The sequence below is a fragment of the Sphaerisporangium rhizosphaerae genome, from assembly GCF_042665155.1.
Taxonomy (GTDB): Bacteria; Actinomycetota; Actinomycetes; order Streptosporangiales; family Streptosporangiaceae; genus Sphaerisporangium; species Sphaerisporangium rhizosphaerae.
Genome location: NZ_JBHTCG010000014.1, coordinates 106,405 through 120,792 on the forward strand (window position 1 = coordinate 106,405; position 14,388 = coordinate 120,792).

Below are 14,388 nucleotides of genomic sequence, written 5' to 3' on the forward strand. Positions count from 1 at the left end.
CCGGCCACAGGGGACGGCCGCAGTGGGTGTACGGCCGCCCGGGCCGGGACCGTCCGTCAGCGGCCGGCCAGCGCCTCGGCGTCGTAGACCTTGACCTCGGGCGCGCCGTGGGCGCCTCGGCCGCCGCGACGCGAGAAACGCTCCTTGGTGCGCTCGACGATCGTGTACAGCGTCGGCACCAGGACCAGGGTGAGGAGGGTGGAGGACACCAGGCCGCCGATCACGACGATGGCCAGGGGCTGGGAGATGAACCCTCCCGACCCGGTCAGGCCCACCGCCATCGGGGTCAGCGCGCAGATCGTGGCGATCGCGGTCATCAGGATCGGCCGCAGTCGCCGCCGGCCGCCCTCCACGACCGCCTCCACCACGCCCAGCCCCTGCTCGCGGTACTGGTTGATCAGGTCGATCAGCACGATCGCGTTGGTCACCACGATGCCGATCAGCATGAGCATGCCGATCAGCGCCGGCACGCCGAGCGGGGTGCCGGTGAGGCGCAGCAGGCCGATGGCGCCGGTCGCCGCGAACGGGATGGACACCAGCAGGATCAGCGGCTGGGCGAAGCTGCGGAAGGTCGCCACCATGATCATGAAGACGATGGCGATGGCGGCCAGCATCGCCAGGCCGAGCTGGGAGAACGCCTCGTTCTGGTCCGCGCTCACCCCGCCGATGCTGTAGGCGACCCCGGCGGGCAGGGTCAGCGACCGCATCCGATCGGTGATCTTGGCGGTGACGGCGCCCAGGTCGCTGGCCTCGGCCGCGGCCGACACCGAAGCGGTGCGGTCGCCGTCCTTGCGCGTGATCTGCGTCGGCCCGGCGACCTGGCGCACCTGCGCCACGCTGGACAGCTTCACCATCCCCGCGGCCGTGGGCAGGCGGAGCCCCCGCACCGCGGCCAGATCGTCGGGCGCCCCGGTGCCGGCGCGCAGGATGACGTCGCTGGTGCGGCCGTCCAAGGTGAGCCGGCCGATGGTGGCGCCGCGGAACGCCTGCGCGACGCTCTGCCCGATGCCCGCCTCGGTGAGGCCCGCGGCCGCCGCCTTGCGCCGGTCGACCTTGACCTCCACCCGCGGCGCGCTGTCCTCCAGGTTGGAGGACACATCGCGCAGCCCGTCGATGCCGCGCATCGCCGAGGCCACCGCGTCGGCGCCCGAGCGCAGCGCCGCCAGGTCGGGGCCCTGCAGGATCACCTCGGCGCGGTCGGAGGCGAACCCGCCGCCCTGTCCGCCGACGGTCACCTCCCCCACGCCGCTCAGCCCCGCCAGCCGGTCGCGCAGCGTCTTCTCCAGCGCGGCGGCGTCGCCGCCCTCGGCGACGGTCACCGAGTAGGACGCCCGGTCGGCCGAGCCGCCCACCCCGCCGGCGAAGGTGCCGCCCGACCCCACGTTGACCTGGTAGGAGGCGACCTCGCCGATGGAGGACAGCACCCGTTCGACCTTCTTGGCCGCCGCGTCGGTGGTGGCCAGGTCGGTGCCGGCCGGCATCTTCTGGGTCAGGTTGACGGTGTCGTTGCCCGAGGAGTCGATGAAGTTGGTCTTCAGCCCCGGCGCCAGCCCCAGCGTCCCGGCGAACACCAGCAGGCCGGCGACGAGCGTGACCAGGCGGTGGCGGGTGGCGAAGCGCAGCACCGGCAGGTACATGCGCTGCAGCGGGCTGCGCAGCTCCTTGGCCTCGGCCGCCGCCCGCACCCGCAGCGCCTCCTGCGGCGACAGGCGCGGCGTCTTGAGGAACCAGTACGCCAGGACGGGGATGACGGTCAGCGACACCAGCAGCGAGGCCAGCAGCGCCACCGTCACCGTGATCGCGAACGGGGCGAAAAGCTGGCCGATCATGCCGCCGACGAAGGCGATCGGCAGGAACACCGCCACCGTGGTCAGGGTGGAGGCCGTCACCGCGCCGCTCACCTCGCGCACCGCGGCCAGCACCGCCTCGCGTTTGGGCTCGCCGTAGCCCAGGTGCCGTTTGATGTTCTCCAGCACCACGATCGAGTCGTCCACCACCCGGCCGATCGCGATGGTCAGCGCGCCGAGGGTGAGCAGGTTCAGCGAGTAGTCCCCCGCCCACAGCGCGATCAGCGCGATGACCACCGACATCGGGATGGACACCGCGGTGACCAGCGTCGAGCGCAGCGACAGCAGGAACAGCAGGATGACCAGCACCGCGAAGATCAGGCCGAGCAGGCCCTCGGTGGACAGGTCCTCGATCGAGCGCTCCACGTAGGGGGCCTGGTCGAACACCACGGTGATCGCGGCGGCGTCGCCCAGCGCCCGGGTGAGCCCGGGGAGCTTGGCGCGCACGTCGTGGGAGATGCGCACGGCGTTGCCGTCGGGGGTCATGGTCAGCGACATGCCGAGGCTCGGCGTGCCGTTGGTGCGGGTGATGGTGGTGGCGTCGGCCGGCTTCTCCTCGACGGTGGCCACCTCGCCGAGCTTGACCGGCTTGGGCTTGGGCGCCGCCGCGGCGCCCGCCGTGCCCGCCGGTCCGCTCGTCCCGGCGCGCTGTCCTCCGGCGGGGCCCGCCTGTCCCCCGGCGCCGCCCGCGGCACCGGCGCCGCCGGGTCCGCCCTGCCCGGCGGCCGGGGTCTGGGCCTGCGCCGCCGGCGTCTGCGGGGTCAGGTACAGCTCGCGCAGATCCTCCACCGAGGAGATGCGCCGCCCGATCTGCACGGTGAGCGTCTTGCCGTCCTCGGTGAGGCTGCCGGCCGGGATGGGCGTGCCGTTGGCCCGCAGCACCTCGGGGATCGACAGCGGAGACACCCCGTGCAACGCCATGCTGAGCAGGTTGGGAGTGATGACGACCGTCCGCTCGCGCGTCCCCGTCACCGACACCTCCCGCACGCCGGTGAGGCCCCGCAGCTCGGGCACCGCGATGCGGTCCAGCTTGTCGGCCATGGCGCGCTGGTCGCCGCCGTCGCCCACCGCGAGCACCATCACCGGGATGTCGTCGGTGTTGCCCGCCACGACGGTCGGCTCCACCCCGGCCGGCAGGCGCCCGCTCAGCCGGCCGACCGCCTGCTGCAGCTTGGCCACCGCCGCCTCGATGTCGGTGCCGTACTCGAACGACACCTGGATCTGCGCCATCCCCTCACGGGAGGTGGAGGTCACCTCGGTGACGCCGGCGATGCCCTGGAAACCGCTCTCGATCGGCTTGGTGACCTGCTCCTCGACGATGTCGGGAGCCGCGCCGGCGTACGGCGCCACCACGAACGCCCCGGGGAACGACAGCGAGGGCAGCAGCTGTTGCTTCAGTGAGGGGATCGCGAAGGCACCGAACGCGCTGATCACGACCGCCACCAGGATGACGAGGCTGCGGTTGGCGAGGCTGAGCCTGGCCAGAGCGGTCATGGGCGTGGACCTTCCGGTTGCGGGAGAAGAAGCCAAAAGTTTCCGGCAATGCTAACACTTCGCGTAGAACGAATATTTAGCACTGCCATGAACTCCTGGTAACCTGACCGGGCCCGCGCGGAAGGTGAAAGTGGACGACAGAGAAGAGCTGATCGCTCGGATCGGCGAGGCGCAGCACGCCCTGGGACGCGCCTTCTCCCACGACCGCTCGCTGCCGCTGCTGGCCCTCAACCTCACCATGCAGCAGCTCAAGGTCGCCCTGATCCTGTCCGGCAGCGGCTCGGCCTCCGGGCAGGAACTCGCCGCCGCCCTCGGCACCGGTCTTGGCACCGTCACCGGCATCGTCGACCGGCTCGTCGCCCAGGGCCTGGTCACCCGCCGCGAGGACCCCGCCGACCGCCGCATCCGCCGCGTCGAGCTCACCGACGCCGGACGGCGCATGACCGAGGAGCTCGTCGACGCCGGCCTGGCCGGCTACCGGCGCCTGCTCGACCGGCTGGACACCGCCACGCTGCGCAGCCTGGACGAGGTGATGACCAAGCTCCGGGCGGCCGCCGCCGAGTTGTACGGCCCCTGCTGAGCCGGCCCGCCCGCCACTGGTAGCTTCGGGCCCCATGCACACTGGGGACGACACCACCCGCCCGGCGCCCGGCGGGCACCTCCAAACCCTGTTCTCCCTGGCCGGCCGCACGGCCCTGGTCACCGGCGGCAGCTCCGGCATCGGGCTGGCCATGGCCGAGGCGATCGGCCGCGCGGGTGCCGCCGTCGTCATCGTCGCCCGCCGCAGGCCCGAGCTGGAGGCCGCCGCCGAACGCCTGCGCTGCCACGGCGTCCCGGTCGCCGTCCTTTCCGCCGACCTCGGCGACCCCGGCCAGGTGCGCCGGGTGTGCGACCAGGCCGCCGGCTTCTTCGGCGAGATCGACATCCTGGTCAACGTCGCCGCCAACAACATCCGCCGGCCCATGCACGAGCTCACCCCCGAGGACTACGAGGCGACGATGCGCCTCAACATCACCGCCCCCTACATCCTGGGCCAGCACTTCGGCCCCCGCATGGCCGCGCGCGGCTGGGGGCGCATCATCAACGTCGGCTCCCAGCAGTCGATCAGCGCCTTCGGCGACAGCGGCGCCTACGGGGTCAGCAAGGCCGCCGTCACCGGGCTCACCCGCTCGCAGGCCGAGGCGTGGTCACCCCACGGGGTGCGCAGCAACACCGTCGTGCCCGGGTTCGTGCTCACTCCTCTCACCGAGCCCGCCCAGGCGATCCCCGGCCGGGTGGAGGCCCTGGCCGCGCGTTCTATGGTGGGCCGCAACGGCGAGCCGTCCGACTTCGCCGGCATCGCGGTGCTGCTGGCGAGCGACGCCGCCGAGTACATCACCGGCCAGACGATCTGCGTCGACGGTGGCTTCTCGGTTCATTGACCCGGCCATCCCGCTTTACAAAGTAAGTCACAGGGACGGGATTTGACCTGGAGCGTGGTCCAGGAACGACTATGGGAGGCGCCGGCAACCCCCGAGGCCGGCGCCACCGCCAGAGCATCGAGGAGGACCAGCCATGAAACAGCGCACCCTCGGCCGGGACCTGACCGTCTCCGCTCTCGGACTCGGCTGCATGGGAATGAGCGAGTTCTACGGGCAGGGCGACGACGGCGAGTCCACCGCGACCCTCCACCGGGCGCTGGACCTCGGCGTCACCTTCCTTGACACCGCCGACATCTACGGCCCGTTCACCAACGAGCGCCTGGTCGGCGCCGCGATCGCCGGGCGCAGGGACCAGGTCGTCCTCGCCACCAAGTTCGGCGTCGAGCGCCGGCCCGACGGCACGCGCGTCGGCGTCAACGGCCACCCCGACTACCTGCGCAAGGCCTGCGACGCCTCGCTCCAGCGGCTCGGCGTCGACCACATCGACCTGTACTACCAGCACCGCGTCGACCCCTCGGTGCCGATCGAGGACACCTGGGGGGCCATGGCCGAACTGGTCGCCGCCGGCAAGGTGAGCCACCTCGGCATCTCCGAGGCCGCCCCCGACGTGGTGCGCCGCGCCCACGCCGTCCACCCGATCACGGCCGGACAGTACGAGTACTCCCTGTTCACCCGGGACATCGAGGACGAACTGCTCCCGCTGTTCCGCGAGCTCGGCATCGGCCTGGTCGCCTACAGCCCGCTCGGCCGCGGCTTCCTCACCGGCGCGATCACCAGCACCGACCAGCTGGGCCCGGAGGACTTCCGCGCCTCCAACCCGCGCTTCCAGGGCGAGAACTTCACCGCCAACCGCGCGCTGGCCGAGGGAGTGGAGCAGATCGCCCGCGACAAGGGCGTCACCCCGGCCCAGCTGGCCCTGGCCTGGGTGCTGGTGCAGGGCGAGGACATCGTGCCCATCCCCGGCACCAAGCGGCGCGCCTACCTGGAGCAGAACGTCGCCGCGCTCGACATCGCGCTGACGCGCGAGGAGCTGGCGCTGCTGGAGAAGGCCGCCCCCAAGGGCGCCGCCGCCGGAGCCCGCTACCCCGCGGCCACCCTCCCCCGCATCACCTCCTGAACCCGGCGCGGCTCCCGCCGACTCCGCCGACTCCGCTCCCCCTACCGGCCCGCGGAGCCCGGCAGGCCCGCGGAGCCCGGGCGGCGGGGTCTTCTAGCGGGTGGTGGCCGGAGGGTCGTATTCGACGCGGGTGAGGAAGAAGTGCCGGACGTCCTCGGCGAGCAGTTCCGGCACCTCCATCGCGGCGAAGTGACCGCCACGCCGGAACTCCGACCAGTGCCTGATGTCGTACAGCCGCTCGGCCAGCGGTCGTACGGGCTGGGTGATGTCGTGCGCGAACACCGCCACGCCGACCGGCACCGGGCACGGCGGCGTTCCCCGCGGAGTGTCGTGGTGCAGCCGCGCCGAGGAGGCCGCGGTGGCGGTCAGCCAGTACAGCGAGATGCCGGTGAGCATCCGCTCGTCGCTGACGGGAGAGTCGGGGCCGGTCCACTGGGCGAAGCGCTCGGCGATCCAGACCAGCTGGCCGACCGGCGAGTCGGTCAGCGCGTAGCCGATGGTCTGCGGAGTGAGGGCCTGCAGGGCCTGGTACGGCGGACGATTCGCCATCAGCTGCCGGACCTTGTCCAGCCGGGCTTCGTCGGTCTGCGACAGCTCGATGTCGGCGTCCGGCGCCGGCCGGGTCGGCAGGAAGTTGACGTGCACCCCGACGACCCGCTCGGGCGCCACCGCACCGAGCGCCATGGAGATGCCCGCGCCGAAGTCGCCGCCCTGCGCGCCATAGCGTTCGTACCCGAGCCGGCGCATCAGCTCGGCCCAGGCCCGCGCGATCCGGACGATGTCCCAGCCGCGCTCGCGGGTCGGCCCGGAGAAGCCGTACCCCGGGATCGACGGGATCACCAGGTGGAAGTCGCGCGACAGCGGCTCGATCACGTCGAGGAACTCCAGGAACGAACCGGGCCAGCCGTGGGTGAGGACCAGCGCCAGCGCGTCGGGCTTGGCGCACCGGACGTGGACGAAGTGGATGTTCTGCCCCTCGATCTCGGTGGTGAAGTGCGGAAGCTCGTTGAGCTCGGCCTCGTGCCGGCGCCAGTCGTATCCGGTGCGCCAGTATTCGGCCAGTTCCTTGAGCCGCGCCAGCGGGAAGCCGTAGTCCCACCCGGCACCGGCGACCTCGTTGGGCCAGCGGGTGCGGGAGAGCCGGTCGGCCAGATCGTCGAGGTCGGCCTGGGGGATGGCGATGCTGAACGGCTTGATCATGGTCTCTCCTCTGGAGGCGTTCATTCGGTACCCGAATGTTTGAGGCACTAACGTTTGCCCGTCGAACGATAGCACGGTCATTAGTGCACCGAACGATTAGTTAGACTCGCCCCATGGAGAACCCCTCCGAGGAGACGCCCCCCCACTGGGAGGGCCTGCCCAGCCGGCTGCTCGGCCGGACCGCCGACCACGCGCGCCGCCTGGTCGGCGAGGCGTTCTCCTCCGTCGGCGCCCGCGGCTACCACTACCGCCTGCTGGCCACACTGGAGGAGTTCGGCCCGGCCAGCCAGGCCGTTCTGGGCCGCCGCAGCGGCATCCACCTCAGCGACATGGTCGCGGCGATCAACGAACTCACCGAGCGGGAACTGGTCGAGCGCGCCCCGGACCCCTCCGATCGGCGGCGCAACATCATCTCGCTGACCGCCTCGGGCAGGCGGCAGCTGCGGCGGCTGGAGAAGCGGCTGGCCGAATGCCAGGACCAACTGCTGGCGCCGCTGTCACCCGAGGAGCGACAGCGGCTGGTCGAGCTGCTGTCCAGACTGTCGGACCACCACGACCGCCGGACAGGCACGCTCATCGAGCCGTGAGCCGCGACGGCCTCGGGCATCGGCGCCAAACGTCCCCTCGTGCCAAGTGCGCCGTCCACGAGCGTTCACCGGCTCGGGCGCCGCAGCAGGCGCCGGCATCGCCGTACCACGACCCGCCGACCCGGCGCCGATCACTGCGGCACATGGCCGGGGGCGGAGAGCCGCGCCCGGTGAACGTACGCGGTCACCGCACCAGGCCGCACTCGCCTGGCCGGGGCCGCGGCCGGCGCCTGGTGGCCGCGGCGCCGAACCGCGGCGCCGAAGCGGGGCGCCGCTCAGGACTGGTGGCCGCCGAGGAGGCGGGCGGCGCGGGCCAGGGTCTCGCGGACGTTGGGCTCGCCGGTCAGCTCCATCGCCTCCTGGACGCTCAGCCAGCGCAGCGGCGCCTCGGGGTTCTCCGGCCGGGCGGCGTCAGGGGTGCCGGTCGCCAGCAGGAACCGCAGGTCGGCGTGCTCGTGAGCCGGTTCGCGGGGGCTCGGCGTCACCGGCACGATCACCAGGTGGGCGATCTCGGCGGCGGAGCAGGGCGGCCAGGGCCGCAGGTCGGCCAGGCCGGTCTCCTCCGCGCCCTCGCGCAGCGCCACGGCGAGCGGGTCGCTCTCGCCGGGATCGGCGTGCCCGCCGACCTGCAGCCACGCCCCCTGGCGCGCGTGCCATCGCAGCAGCACCCTGCCGGTGGGCGGGTGCAGGATCAGCGCCGACACCGTCACATGCAGGGCGGTCGAACGGCCCCACGGATCACCGGTCGCGGCCAGCGCGCGCGTCCGCTCCAGGTCGGCGGCCTCCAGCGCGGTCGAGGGCCGATAACGGGCCAGCACCCCGGCCAGCACCCCGTCCGGCGGATCGGCCGGCGGATCGGCCGGCGCCCCGCTCGGCGGATCGGAAAGCTCCACGTCCTCGCCCATGCCCTGCCCCCGTACCTCACCAAGGGTGGTGCGCGGCCCGCGCCACCGCCCCCGCGCCGATGCGTCCCGCCGAGGCTTGCACATCGCCGGCGGCCCCGGCAACCGGATCACCTTCGTGGCGGACGGCACGCCGCCTGGCGCGGCCGATCGCCTCGGCCATGGCCCGCGGCCGCCGGTGACCAGAGCCCTGCGGCCGGCCATGCGACGTCACCCGGCGTCACCGGCTTCACCCGGGGCGCAGGCGGCGGCGCGGGACAGCAGCAGAGTGCGCTCGCGGTCGTTGCGGGTGAGCGCGGCGGCGCGCTGGAACTCCTCGCGCGCCTCGGCGGTCCTGCCCAGCCGGAACAGCAGGTCGCCGCGCACGCTGGGCAGCAGGTGGTAGCCCTTCAACGCCGGATCGGCGGCCAGCTCCTCCACCAGCGCGAGCCCCGCCTCGGGTCCGAAGGCCATGGCCAGGGCGACCGCGCGGTTCAACTCCACCACCGGGGAGGGCACCTGCCGCACCAGCGTCTCGTACAGCGCGGCGATGCGCCCCCAGTCGGTGTCACCGGCACGGCCGGCGCGGGCGTGGCAGGCGGCGATCGCCGCCTGCAGCGTGTAGGGGCCCGGCGCCCCGCCCGTCGCCTCGGCGCGCTCCAGCGCCGCCAGCCCGCGTCCGATGGCCGCGCGGTCCCACCGGCCGCGGTCCTGCTCCAGCAGCAGCACCGGCTCCCCCGACGGGCCGACCCGCGCCGCCGAGCGGGACGCCTGGATCTCCATGAGCGCGACCAGGCCGTGGACCTCCGGCTCGCGGGGCATCAGCCCGGCCAGGACGCGGCCCAGCCGCAACGCCTCATCGCACAGCGCCGGCCGCATCCAGTCGTCCCCGGCGGTGGCGGTGTACCCCTCGTTGAAGATCAGGTAGATGACCTCCAGCACCGACGACAGCCGGCCGGCCAGTTCGGCGCCGGCGGGCACCTCGAAGGGGACGCGGGCGTCGGACAGGGCGCGTTTGGCCCGCACGATGCGCTGTGCCACGGTCGCCTCGCCGGTCAGGAACGCGCGCGCGATCTCCTCGGTTCTCAGCCCGCCCAGCAGGCGCAGGGTGAGCGCCACGCGCGCCTCGGTGGACAGCACCGGATGGCAGGCGGTGAACACAAGGCGCAGCATGTCGTCCTCGATGCCGCCGTCGAGGGAGTCCTCCAGCGCGGCCAGGGCCGCGTCGTCGTCCCGCCCCTCGGTGAGCAGTTCGTGGCCGAGCTCCTCCACCTTGCGCGCGAGGCGCTCGCGCCGGCGGATCAGGTCGATCGCCCGCCGCCTGCCGACGGCCATCAGCCAGGCCCCGGGGTTGTCCGGCACGCCCTCGCGCGGCCACTGCTCCAGCGCGGCCACCAGGGCGTCCTGGGCGAGCTCCTCGGCCACGCCGATGTCGCGCACGACACGGGCCAGGCCGGCCGTCACCCGAGCCGACTCGGCCCTCCACACCTGGTCGATCGCCCGATGAGCCTGCGAAACCGCCATGGCGACCAATCACAGCATCTTCCCCGCCACCCCCGCAAACCGGCTCCCCCGCAGCGTCCCACGGGCCTTCTCCGACGGCGTCAGGACCACGGCCCGCCGGGCTGCGGCGTGGACATCATCTGCTCGACCAGGCAGGTGGTGTGCTTGGCGTAGCGGAACAGCGGGTGGGCCAGCACCTCCCGCAGGAACGGCAGGCCGGTGCGCAGGCCGGGCCCCTCCAGGAGGGTCTCCTCCAGCGCCCGGTCGGCGCGGGCCAGCGCCTGGGCGCGCGTGGGCGCCCACACCGCCACCTTGGCGATCAGCGGGTCGTAGTCGGCGGTGATCCGCGTCCCGGCCGAGGCGTGGGTGTCCACCCGGGTGAACGGCCCGCCCGGCGGCACGAACCGCTCGATCAGCCCCGGCGTGGGCAGGAACCCCCGGGCCGGGTCCTCGGCGTTGACCCGGCACTCGATGGCCACCCCCGAGGGCGCGATGTCCTGCTGCCGCAGCGTCAGCCGGCGCCCGGCCGCGACGAGGATCTGCTCGCGCACCAGGTCCACGCCGGTCACCATCTCGGTGATGGGATGCTCGACCTGCAGCCGGCAGTTGACCTCGATGAAGTAGCAGGCCCCGTGCTCGTCCAGCACGTACTCGAAGGTGCCGGCGCCCACGTACCCGGCGGCGCGGGCGGCGCGCACGGTCAGCTCCCCCAGGTGCTCGACGCTCGCCGCGGGGAGGTTCGGCGGCGGGGTCTCCTCGATCAGCTTCTGGCGGCGCCGCTGCACCGAGCAGTCACGCGCGCCCAGGTGCACGACGTTGCCGTGGCCGTCGGCGAGGATCTGCACCTCCACGTGCCGCGCCGCGTCCAGGTACTTCTCCACGTAGACCCGCGGGTCGCCGAACAGCGTCAGGGCGTCGCGGCGGGTCGCCGCGTACGCCCGGGCGAAGTCGCCGCGTTCGTGTACCACGGTCATCGCCCGGCCGCCGCCGCCCGCCGAAGCCTTGATCACGACGGGGTAGCCGACGGAGCCGGCGACGCGGGCGGCCTCGGCGGCGCCCCCGGCCGGGTCCGCGCCGCCGGGCAGCACGGGCAGCCGGGCCTCCACGGCGAACCGCCTGGCCGACACCTTGTCGCCCAGGCGGGCGATGACCTGCGGCGCGGGGCCGATCAGGGTCAGGCCGTGCGCCTGGCAGATCTCGGCGAACTCGGCGCTCTCCGACAGGAACCCGTACCCGGGGTGGACGGCGTCCGCGCCGGTCTGGAGCGCGGCGGCGACGATCGCGGCCGGGTTGAGGTAGCTGCGCCGCGGCGCGGCCGGCCCGATCTGGACGGCCTCGTCGGCCAGGCGCACCGCCGCGGAGTCGCGGTCCGCCGTGGAATGGGCGACCACCGTGCGGATTCCCATCTCGCGGCACGTCCGGAGCACGCGCAGGGCGATCTCGCCCCGGTTGGCGATCAGAACTGTGGTGAACATGGCGCTCCAGCGTGCTCGGAGGTGTGGGGACCGGCCGTCAGGGAGGTCAGGGGCCCTCGTGCGGGACCAGGGACAGCAGGGGCTCCTCGTATTGCACCGGGGCGCCGTCGGCGGCGACGATCGCGCGGACGCGGCCGCCGTGCTCGGCCTGGACGGCGTTCATGAGCTTCATGGCCTCGACGATCCCGACCTGCTGGCCGGGTTCCACGATGTCGCCGACCTCGACGAACGGCGGCCCACCGGGCTCGTGGGCCCGGTAGAACGTGCCGACCATCGGCGAGGTGACCACGACCGCGCCGTCCACGGCGGCCGGGTCGCCAAGGCCCTCACCGGGCCTCTCCCCCCGCTCCGCCCCGTCCGGGGACCCGTCGCCGTGCAGGGCGTCCCCGCCGGTGCCGCCGTGACGTGCGTCCGGCGCGCCGGGAACGGGGACGTGCTCCCCCGCCCCGCGCGCCGCCGCCCACTCCACGGTGACGGCCAGCGTGGCGGTGGAGACGGTGATGCCGCGCAGCGGCGCGGAGCCCGCGCCGGCCAGCCGGGCGGCGTGGCGGACCACCCAGTCCAGCACGCGTTCCCCCTCGTCCTTCGGTGTGCGGCCGGGTCGCGCCACAAGATCGCCGCACAGCCTTCTGGGCTGATCACCGAGTAGACGGCGTTGCCCAGCGCCAGCACCCGGTCGGCCACGGCCAGGGCGAGCGCGCCGCCGCTGCCACCCTCCCCGGTTACCACGGCGACCACGGGGACCGGCAGGGCGGACATCAGGCGCAGGTTCTCGGCGATGGCGTGCGCCTGCCCGCCCTGCTCGGCCTCGACCCCGGCGTGGGCGCCCGGGGTGTCGACCAGCGTGACCACCGGCAGGCCGAGCTTGCCGGCCAGCCGCATCAGCCGGGCGGCCTTGCGGAACCCCGCCGGGGAGCCCATGCCGAACCTGCGGGCGACCAGCTCGCGGGTGTCGTGGCCCTTCTGGTGGCCGATCAGCATGACCGGCACGCCCTCCAGCCGTCCGACGCCGCCCACGATGGCCGGGCAGTCGCCCGACACCCGGTCGCCGTGCAGCTGCTGGAAGTCCTCCAGCAGATGGCAGGCGTAGTCCAGAGTGGTGGGGCGGCCGGGGTCGCGGGCCAGGGCGACGCTCTGCCAGCCGTCCCGCACGGGCAGGTCGGCCGGGTCACGCACCAGGTGGGGGGCGTTGTCGCGCCACGCCCCCGGAATGGGACGGCCGTCCTCGGCCCAGGCGGCGGCCGACAGCAGGTGGGTCAGCGCCGGACGCAGTCCGGCGCGCGGGCGCACGCCGTCGACCAGGCCGCCGGCCAGGAGCGTCTCGGCGGTCTGGAAGCCGTCGGGCAGGCGCTGTCCCATGGTGCCGGCGATGACGCGCGGCCCGGCGAAGCCCATGTGCGCTCCCGCCTCGGCGAGGATGACGTCGGCCAGGGTGGCGTAGGAGGCGGCGACGCCGCCGTAGGTGGGATCGGTCACGACCGTGACGGTGAGCAGGCCGGCCTGGTCCAGGTCGGCCAGCGCCTGGGCGGTCTTGGCCATCTGCATCAGGGCCAGCGCGCCCTCCTGCATCCGCGCGCCTCCCGAGGCGGTCACCACCACCAGGGGCCTGCGCGTGGACAGGGCGTGCTCGGCGGCGGCGGTGATGCGCTCGCCGACGGCGCATCCGAGGCTGCCGCCCATGAAGGCGAAGTCCATGACGGCGGCGACGACGGGGTGGCCGTGCAGGGACGCCGAGACGCACACCACCGCCTCCGGCAGGCCGGTGTCTCTGCGCGCCTGCGCGAGGCGGGCCGCGTAGGGGCGGGTGTCGGTGAACTTCAGCGGGTCGGACAGGGTGGGCGCGGCGGCCGGCGCGCTCGTGGAGCCGGGGTCGAACAGCTGGTCCAGCCGTTCGGGCGCGCCCAGCCGGTCGTGGTGGCCGCAGCCGGCGCACACCCGCAGGTTCCTGCGGTGGTGCACCCCGTAGACCGGGTCGTGGCAGCCGGCGCAGCGGATCCACGGCGAGGACTGTGAGGACTGTGAGGACTGTGAGGACTGTGAGGACTGTGAGGACTGTGAGGACGGGGCGTCCGGCTCGACGGCGGTCACGCGGCGCTCCCGAAGCCCCCGGCGTCCCCGGCGCTCCCGGCGCCCGTCCCGCGCTCGCCGCCCACCATCGTGATCGCCACCCGCCTGAGCCCCCCGCCTCCCCCTGCGCTGCCGCCACCGGCCACGGGCGGACAGGACGGGACGATGGCGCGCGGCAACGGGGCGGCGGGGGCCGCCGTGCCGGTCGAGCCGGCCGCGCCGGACGCCGGGCCGGTGGCGCGGGGCGCGGGCGCCGCCGGGGCGGCGGCCGGGTGGGCGTGTGGTCGCATGTGCGTTCCTCCCCTGACCTTCGGGGGGTGGGCCGGACGTGGTGCGCGGCGGACCTCCCTGACGGCAACGATGCGCCCGGCCGCTGGTCGGCCGCTGGGAAGGCGCTGGAGGCGCTCTGGTCCGCCGGCGAGACTCCCGCCGCGCACGGGGCCGGGCGACGGCTCGGGCGACCCCGGGCCGAGGGCGTGCGCGGCGTCCGGCGATCACTCCTGCCTGCGCGCCGGAGCCCGCGCCCGGCACTTCCGCCCGATACTTCCGTGCGGTGCGTCCTGGAGGCGCGGACCAGGAAGGCCGCTATAGGGAAATAAGCGGCTTTGTCATATTAAAGGCGGTCCGAGTGTCGGACCTTTTCGCGGGCGCGCCAGACGGACATTATTCGGAAATACTGCCTAAGGTAAAGAATATAGGACTAGACCAGGACTTTTTCGGAGATTTTGTCCTCATGAGCCATCTTTCCGGCAGTTCCGATAAGCGAGTTCATCTAAATTCGAGAGGTCCACCAGGC

At 73.7% G+C, this 14,388-nt stretch carries 12 protein-coding genes; 4 read left to right on the top strand and 8 right to left on the bottom strand.

All coding sequences use genetic code 11. The annotated features are described in order from the left end of the window. Positions 1-56: 56 nt before the first annotated feature. The gene (locus tag ACFQSB_RS21695; protein WP_380828686.1) at positions 57-3,341 is read right to left on the bottom strand and encodes an efflux RND transporter permease subunit; all 3,285 of its coding nucleotides are present in this window, start codon (positions 3,339-3,341) and stop codon (positions 57-59) included. A 130-nt stretch (positions 3,342-3,471) separates the two neighbouring features. Between ACFQSB_RS21695 and ACFQSB_RS21700 the strand changes: the two genes are divergently transcribed. The 3 genes from ACFQSB_RS21700 to ACFQSB_RS21710 all read left to right on the top strand — a co-directional run bounded on the left by ACFQSB_RS21700 (position 3,472) and on the right by ACFQSB_RS21710 (position 5,879). Then, positions 3,472-3,921 carry a MarR family winged helix-turn-helix transcriptional regulator gene (locus ACFQSB_RS21700; protein ID WP_354849317.1) on the top strand — a complete coding sequence of 150 codons (450 nt, stop codon included), beginning with the start codon at positions 3,472-3,474 and terminating at the stop codon, positions 3,919-3,921. A gap of 34 nt (positions 3,922-3,955) precedes the next feature. Further along, the gene (locus tag ACFQSB_RS21705) at positions 3,956-4,762 is read left to right on the top strand and encodes an SDR family NAD(P)-dependent oxidoreductase (RefSeq protein ID WP_380828688.1); all 807 of its coding nucleotides are present in this window, start codon (positions 3,956-3,958) and stop codon (positions 4,760-4,762) included. 133 nt (positions 4,763-4,895) lie between these two features. After that, positions 4,896-5,879, top strand: a complete 984-nt coding sequence (locus ACFQSB_RS21710; RefSeq protein WP_380828690.1) for an aldo/keto reductase — start codon at positions 4,896-4,898, stop codon at positions 5,877-5,879. A 93-nt stretch (positions 5,880-5,972) separates the two neighbouring features. Here ACFQSB_RS21710 and ACFQSB_RS21715 read toward each other — a convergent pair whose 3' ends face one another. Next, the gene (locus ACFQSB_RS21715) at positions 5,973-7,079 is read right to left on the bottom strand and encodes an epoxide hydrolase family protein (RefSeq protein ID WP_380828691.1); all 1,107 of its coding nucleotides are present in this window, start codon (positions 7,077-7,079) and stop codon (positions 5,973-5,975) included. Positions 7,080-7,192: 113 nt separating this feature from the next. On the opposite strand from ACFQSB_RS21715, the gene ACFQSB_RS21720 reads away from it, so the two are divergent. Further along, on the top strand, positions 7,193-7,666 hold the full coding sequence (locus tag ACFQSB_RS21720) for a MarR family winged helix-turn-helix transcriptional regulator (RefSeq protein WP_380828693.1): 474 nt from the start codon (positions 7,193-7,195) through the stop codon (positions 7,664-7,666). 275 nt (positions 7,667-7,941) lie between these two features. Here ACFQSB_RS21720 and ACFQSB_RS21725 read toward each other — a convergent pair whose 3' ends face one another. The 6 genes from ACFQSB_RS21725 to ACFQSB_RS21750 all read right to left on the bottom strand — a co-directional run bounded on the left by ACFQSB_RS21725 (position 7,942) and on the right by ACFQSB_RS21750 (position 13,882). Continuing rightward, positions 7,942-8,571 (bottom strand): NUDIX hydrolase, encoded by a 630-nt coding sequence (locus tag ACFQSB_RS21725; protein ID WP_380828694.1) that lies wholly within the window; start codon positions 8,569-8,571, stop codon positions 7,942-7,944. Positions 8,572-8,778: 207 nt separating this feature from the next. Further along, positions 8,779-10,071, bottom strand: a complete 1,293-nt coding sequence (locus ACFQSB_RS21730; RefSeq protein ID WP_380828695.1) for an RNA polymerase sigma factor — start codon at positions 10,069-10,071, stop codon at positions 8,779-8,781. Between the two features lie 80 nt (positions 10,072-10,151). Continuing rightward, positions 10,152-11,525: an acetyl-CoA carboxylase biotin carboxylase subunit gene (locus tag ACFQSB_RS21735; protein ID WP_380828697.1), complete on the bottom strand. Its 1,374-nt coding sequence runs from the start codon at positions 11,523-11,525 to the stop codon at positions 10,152-10,154. A gap of 46 nt (positions 11,526-11,571) precedes the next feature. Further along, positions 11,572-11,799: an acetyl-CoA carboxylase biotin carboxyl carrier protein gene (locus tag ACFQSB_RS21740; protein ID WP_380828698.1), complete on the bottom strand. Its 228-nt coding sequence runs from the start codon at positions 11,797-11,799 to the stop codon at positions 11,572-11,574. Continuing rightward, a complete protein-coding gene (locus ACFQSB_RS21745) occupies positions 11,694-13,613 on the bottom strand; it encodes a carboxyl transferase domain-containing protein (RefSeq protein WP_380828699.1) in 1,920 nt (639 codons plus the stop codon). Before ACFQSB_RS21745 ends, ACFQSB_RS21740 begins: the two co-directional genes overlap by 106 nt. Beyond that, the gene (locus ACFQSB_RS21750) at positions 13,610-13,882 is read right to left on the bottom strand and encodes a hypothetical protein (RefSeq protein WP_380828701.1); all 273 of its coding nucleotides are present in this window, start codon (positions 13,880-13,882) and stop codon (positions 13,610-13,612) included. The genes ACFQSB_RS21745 and ACFQSB_RS21750 overlap by 4 nt, the downstream gene beginning before the upstream one ends. Positions 13,883-14,388 lie beyond the last annotated feature (506 nt).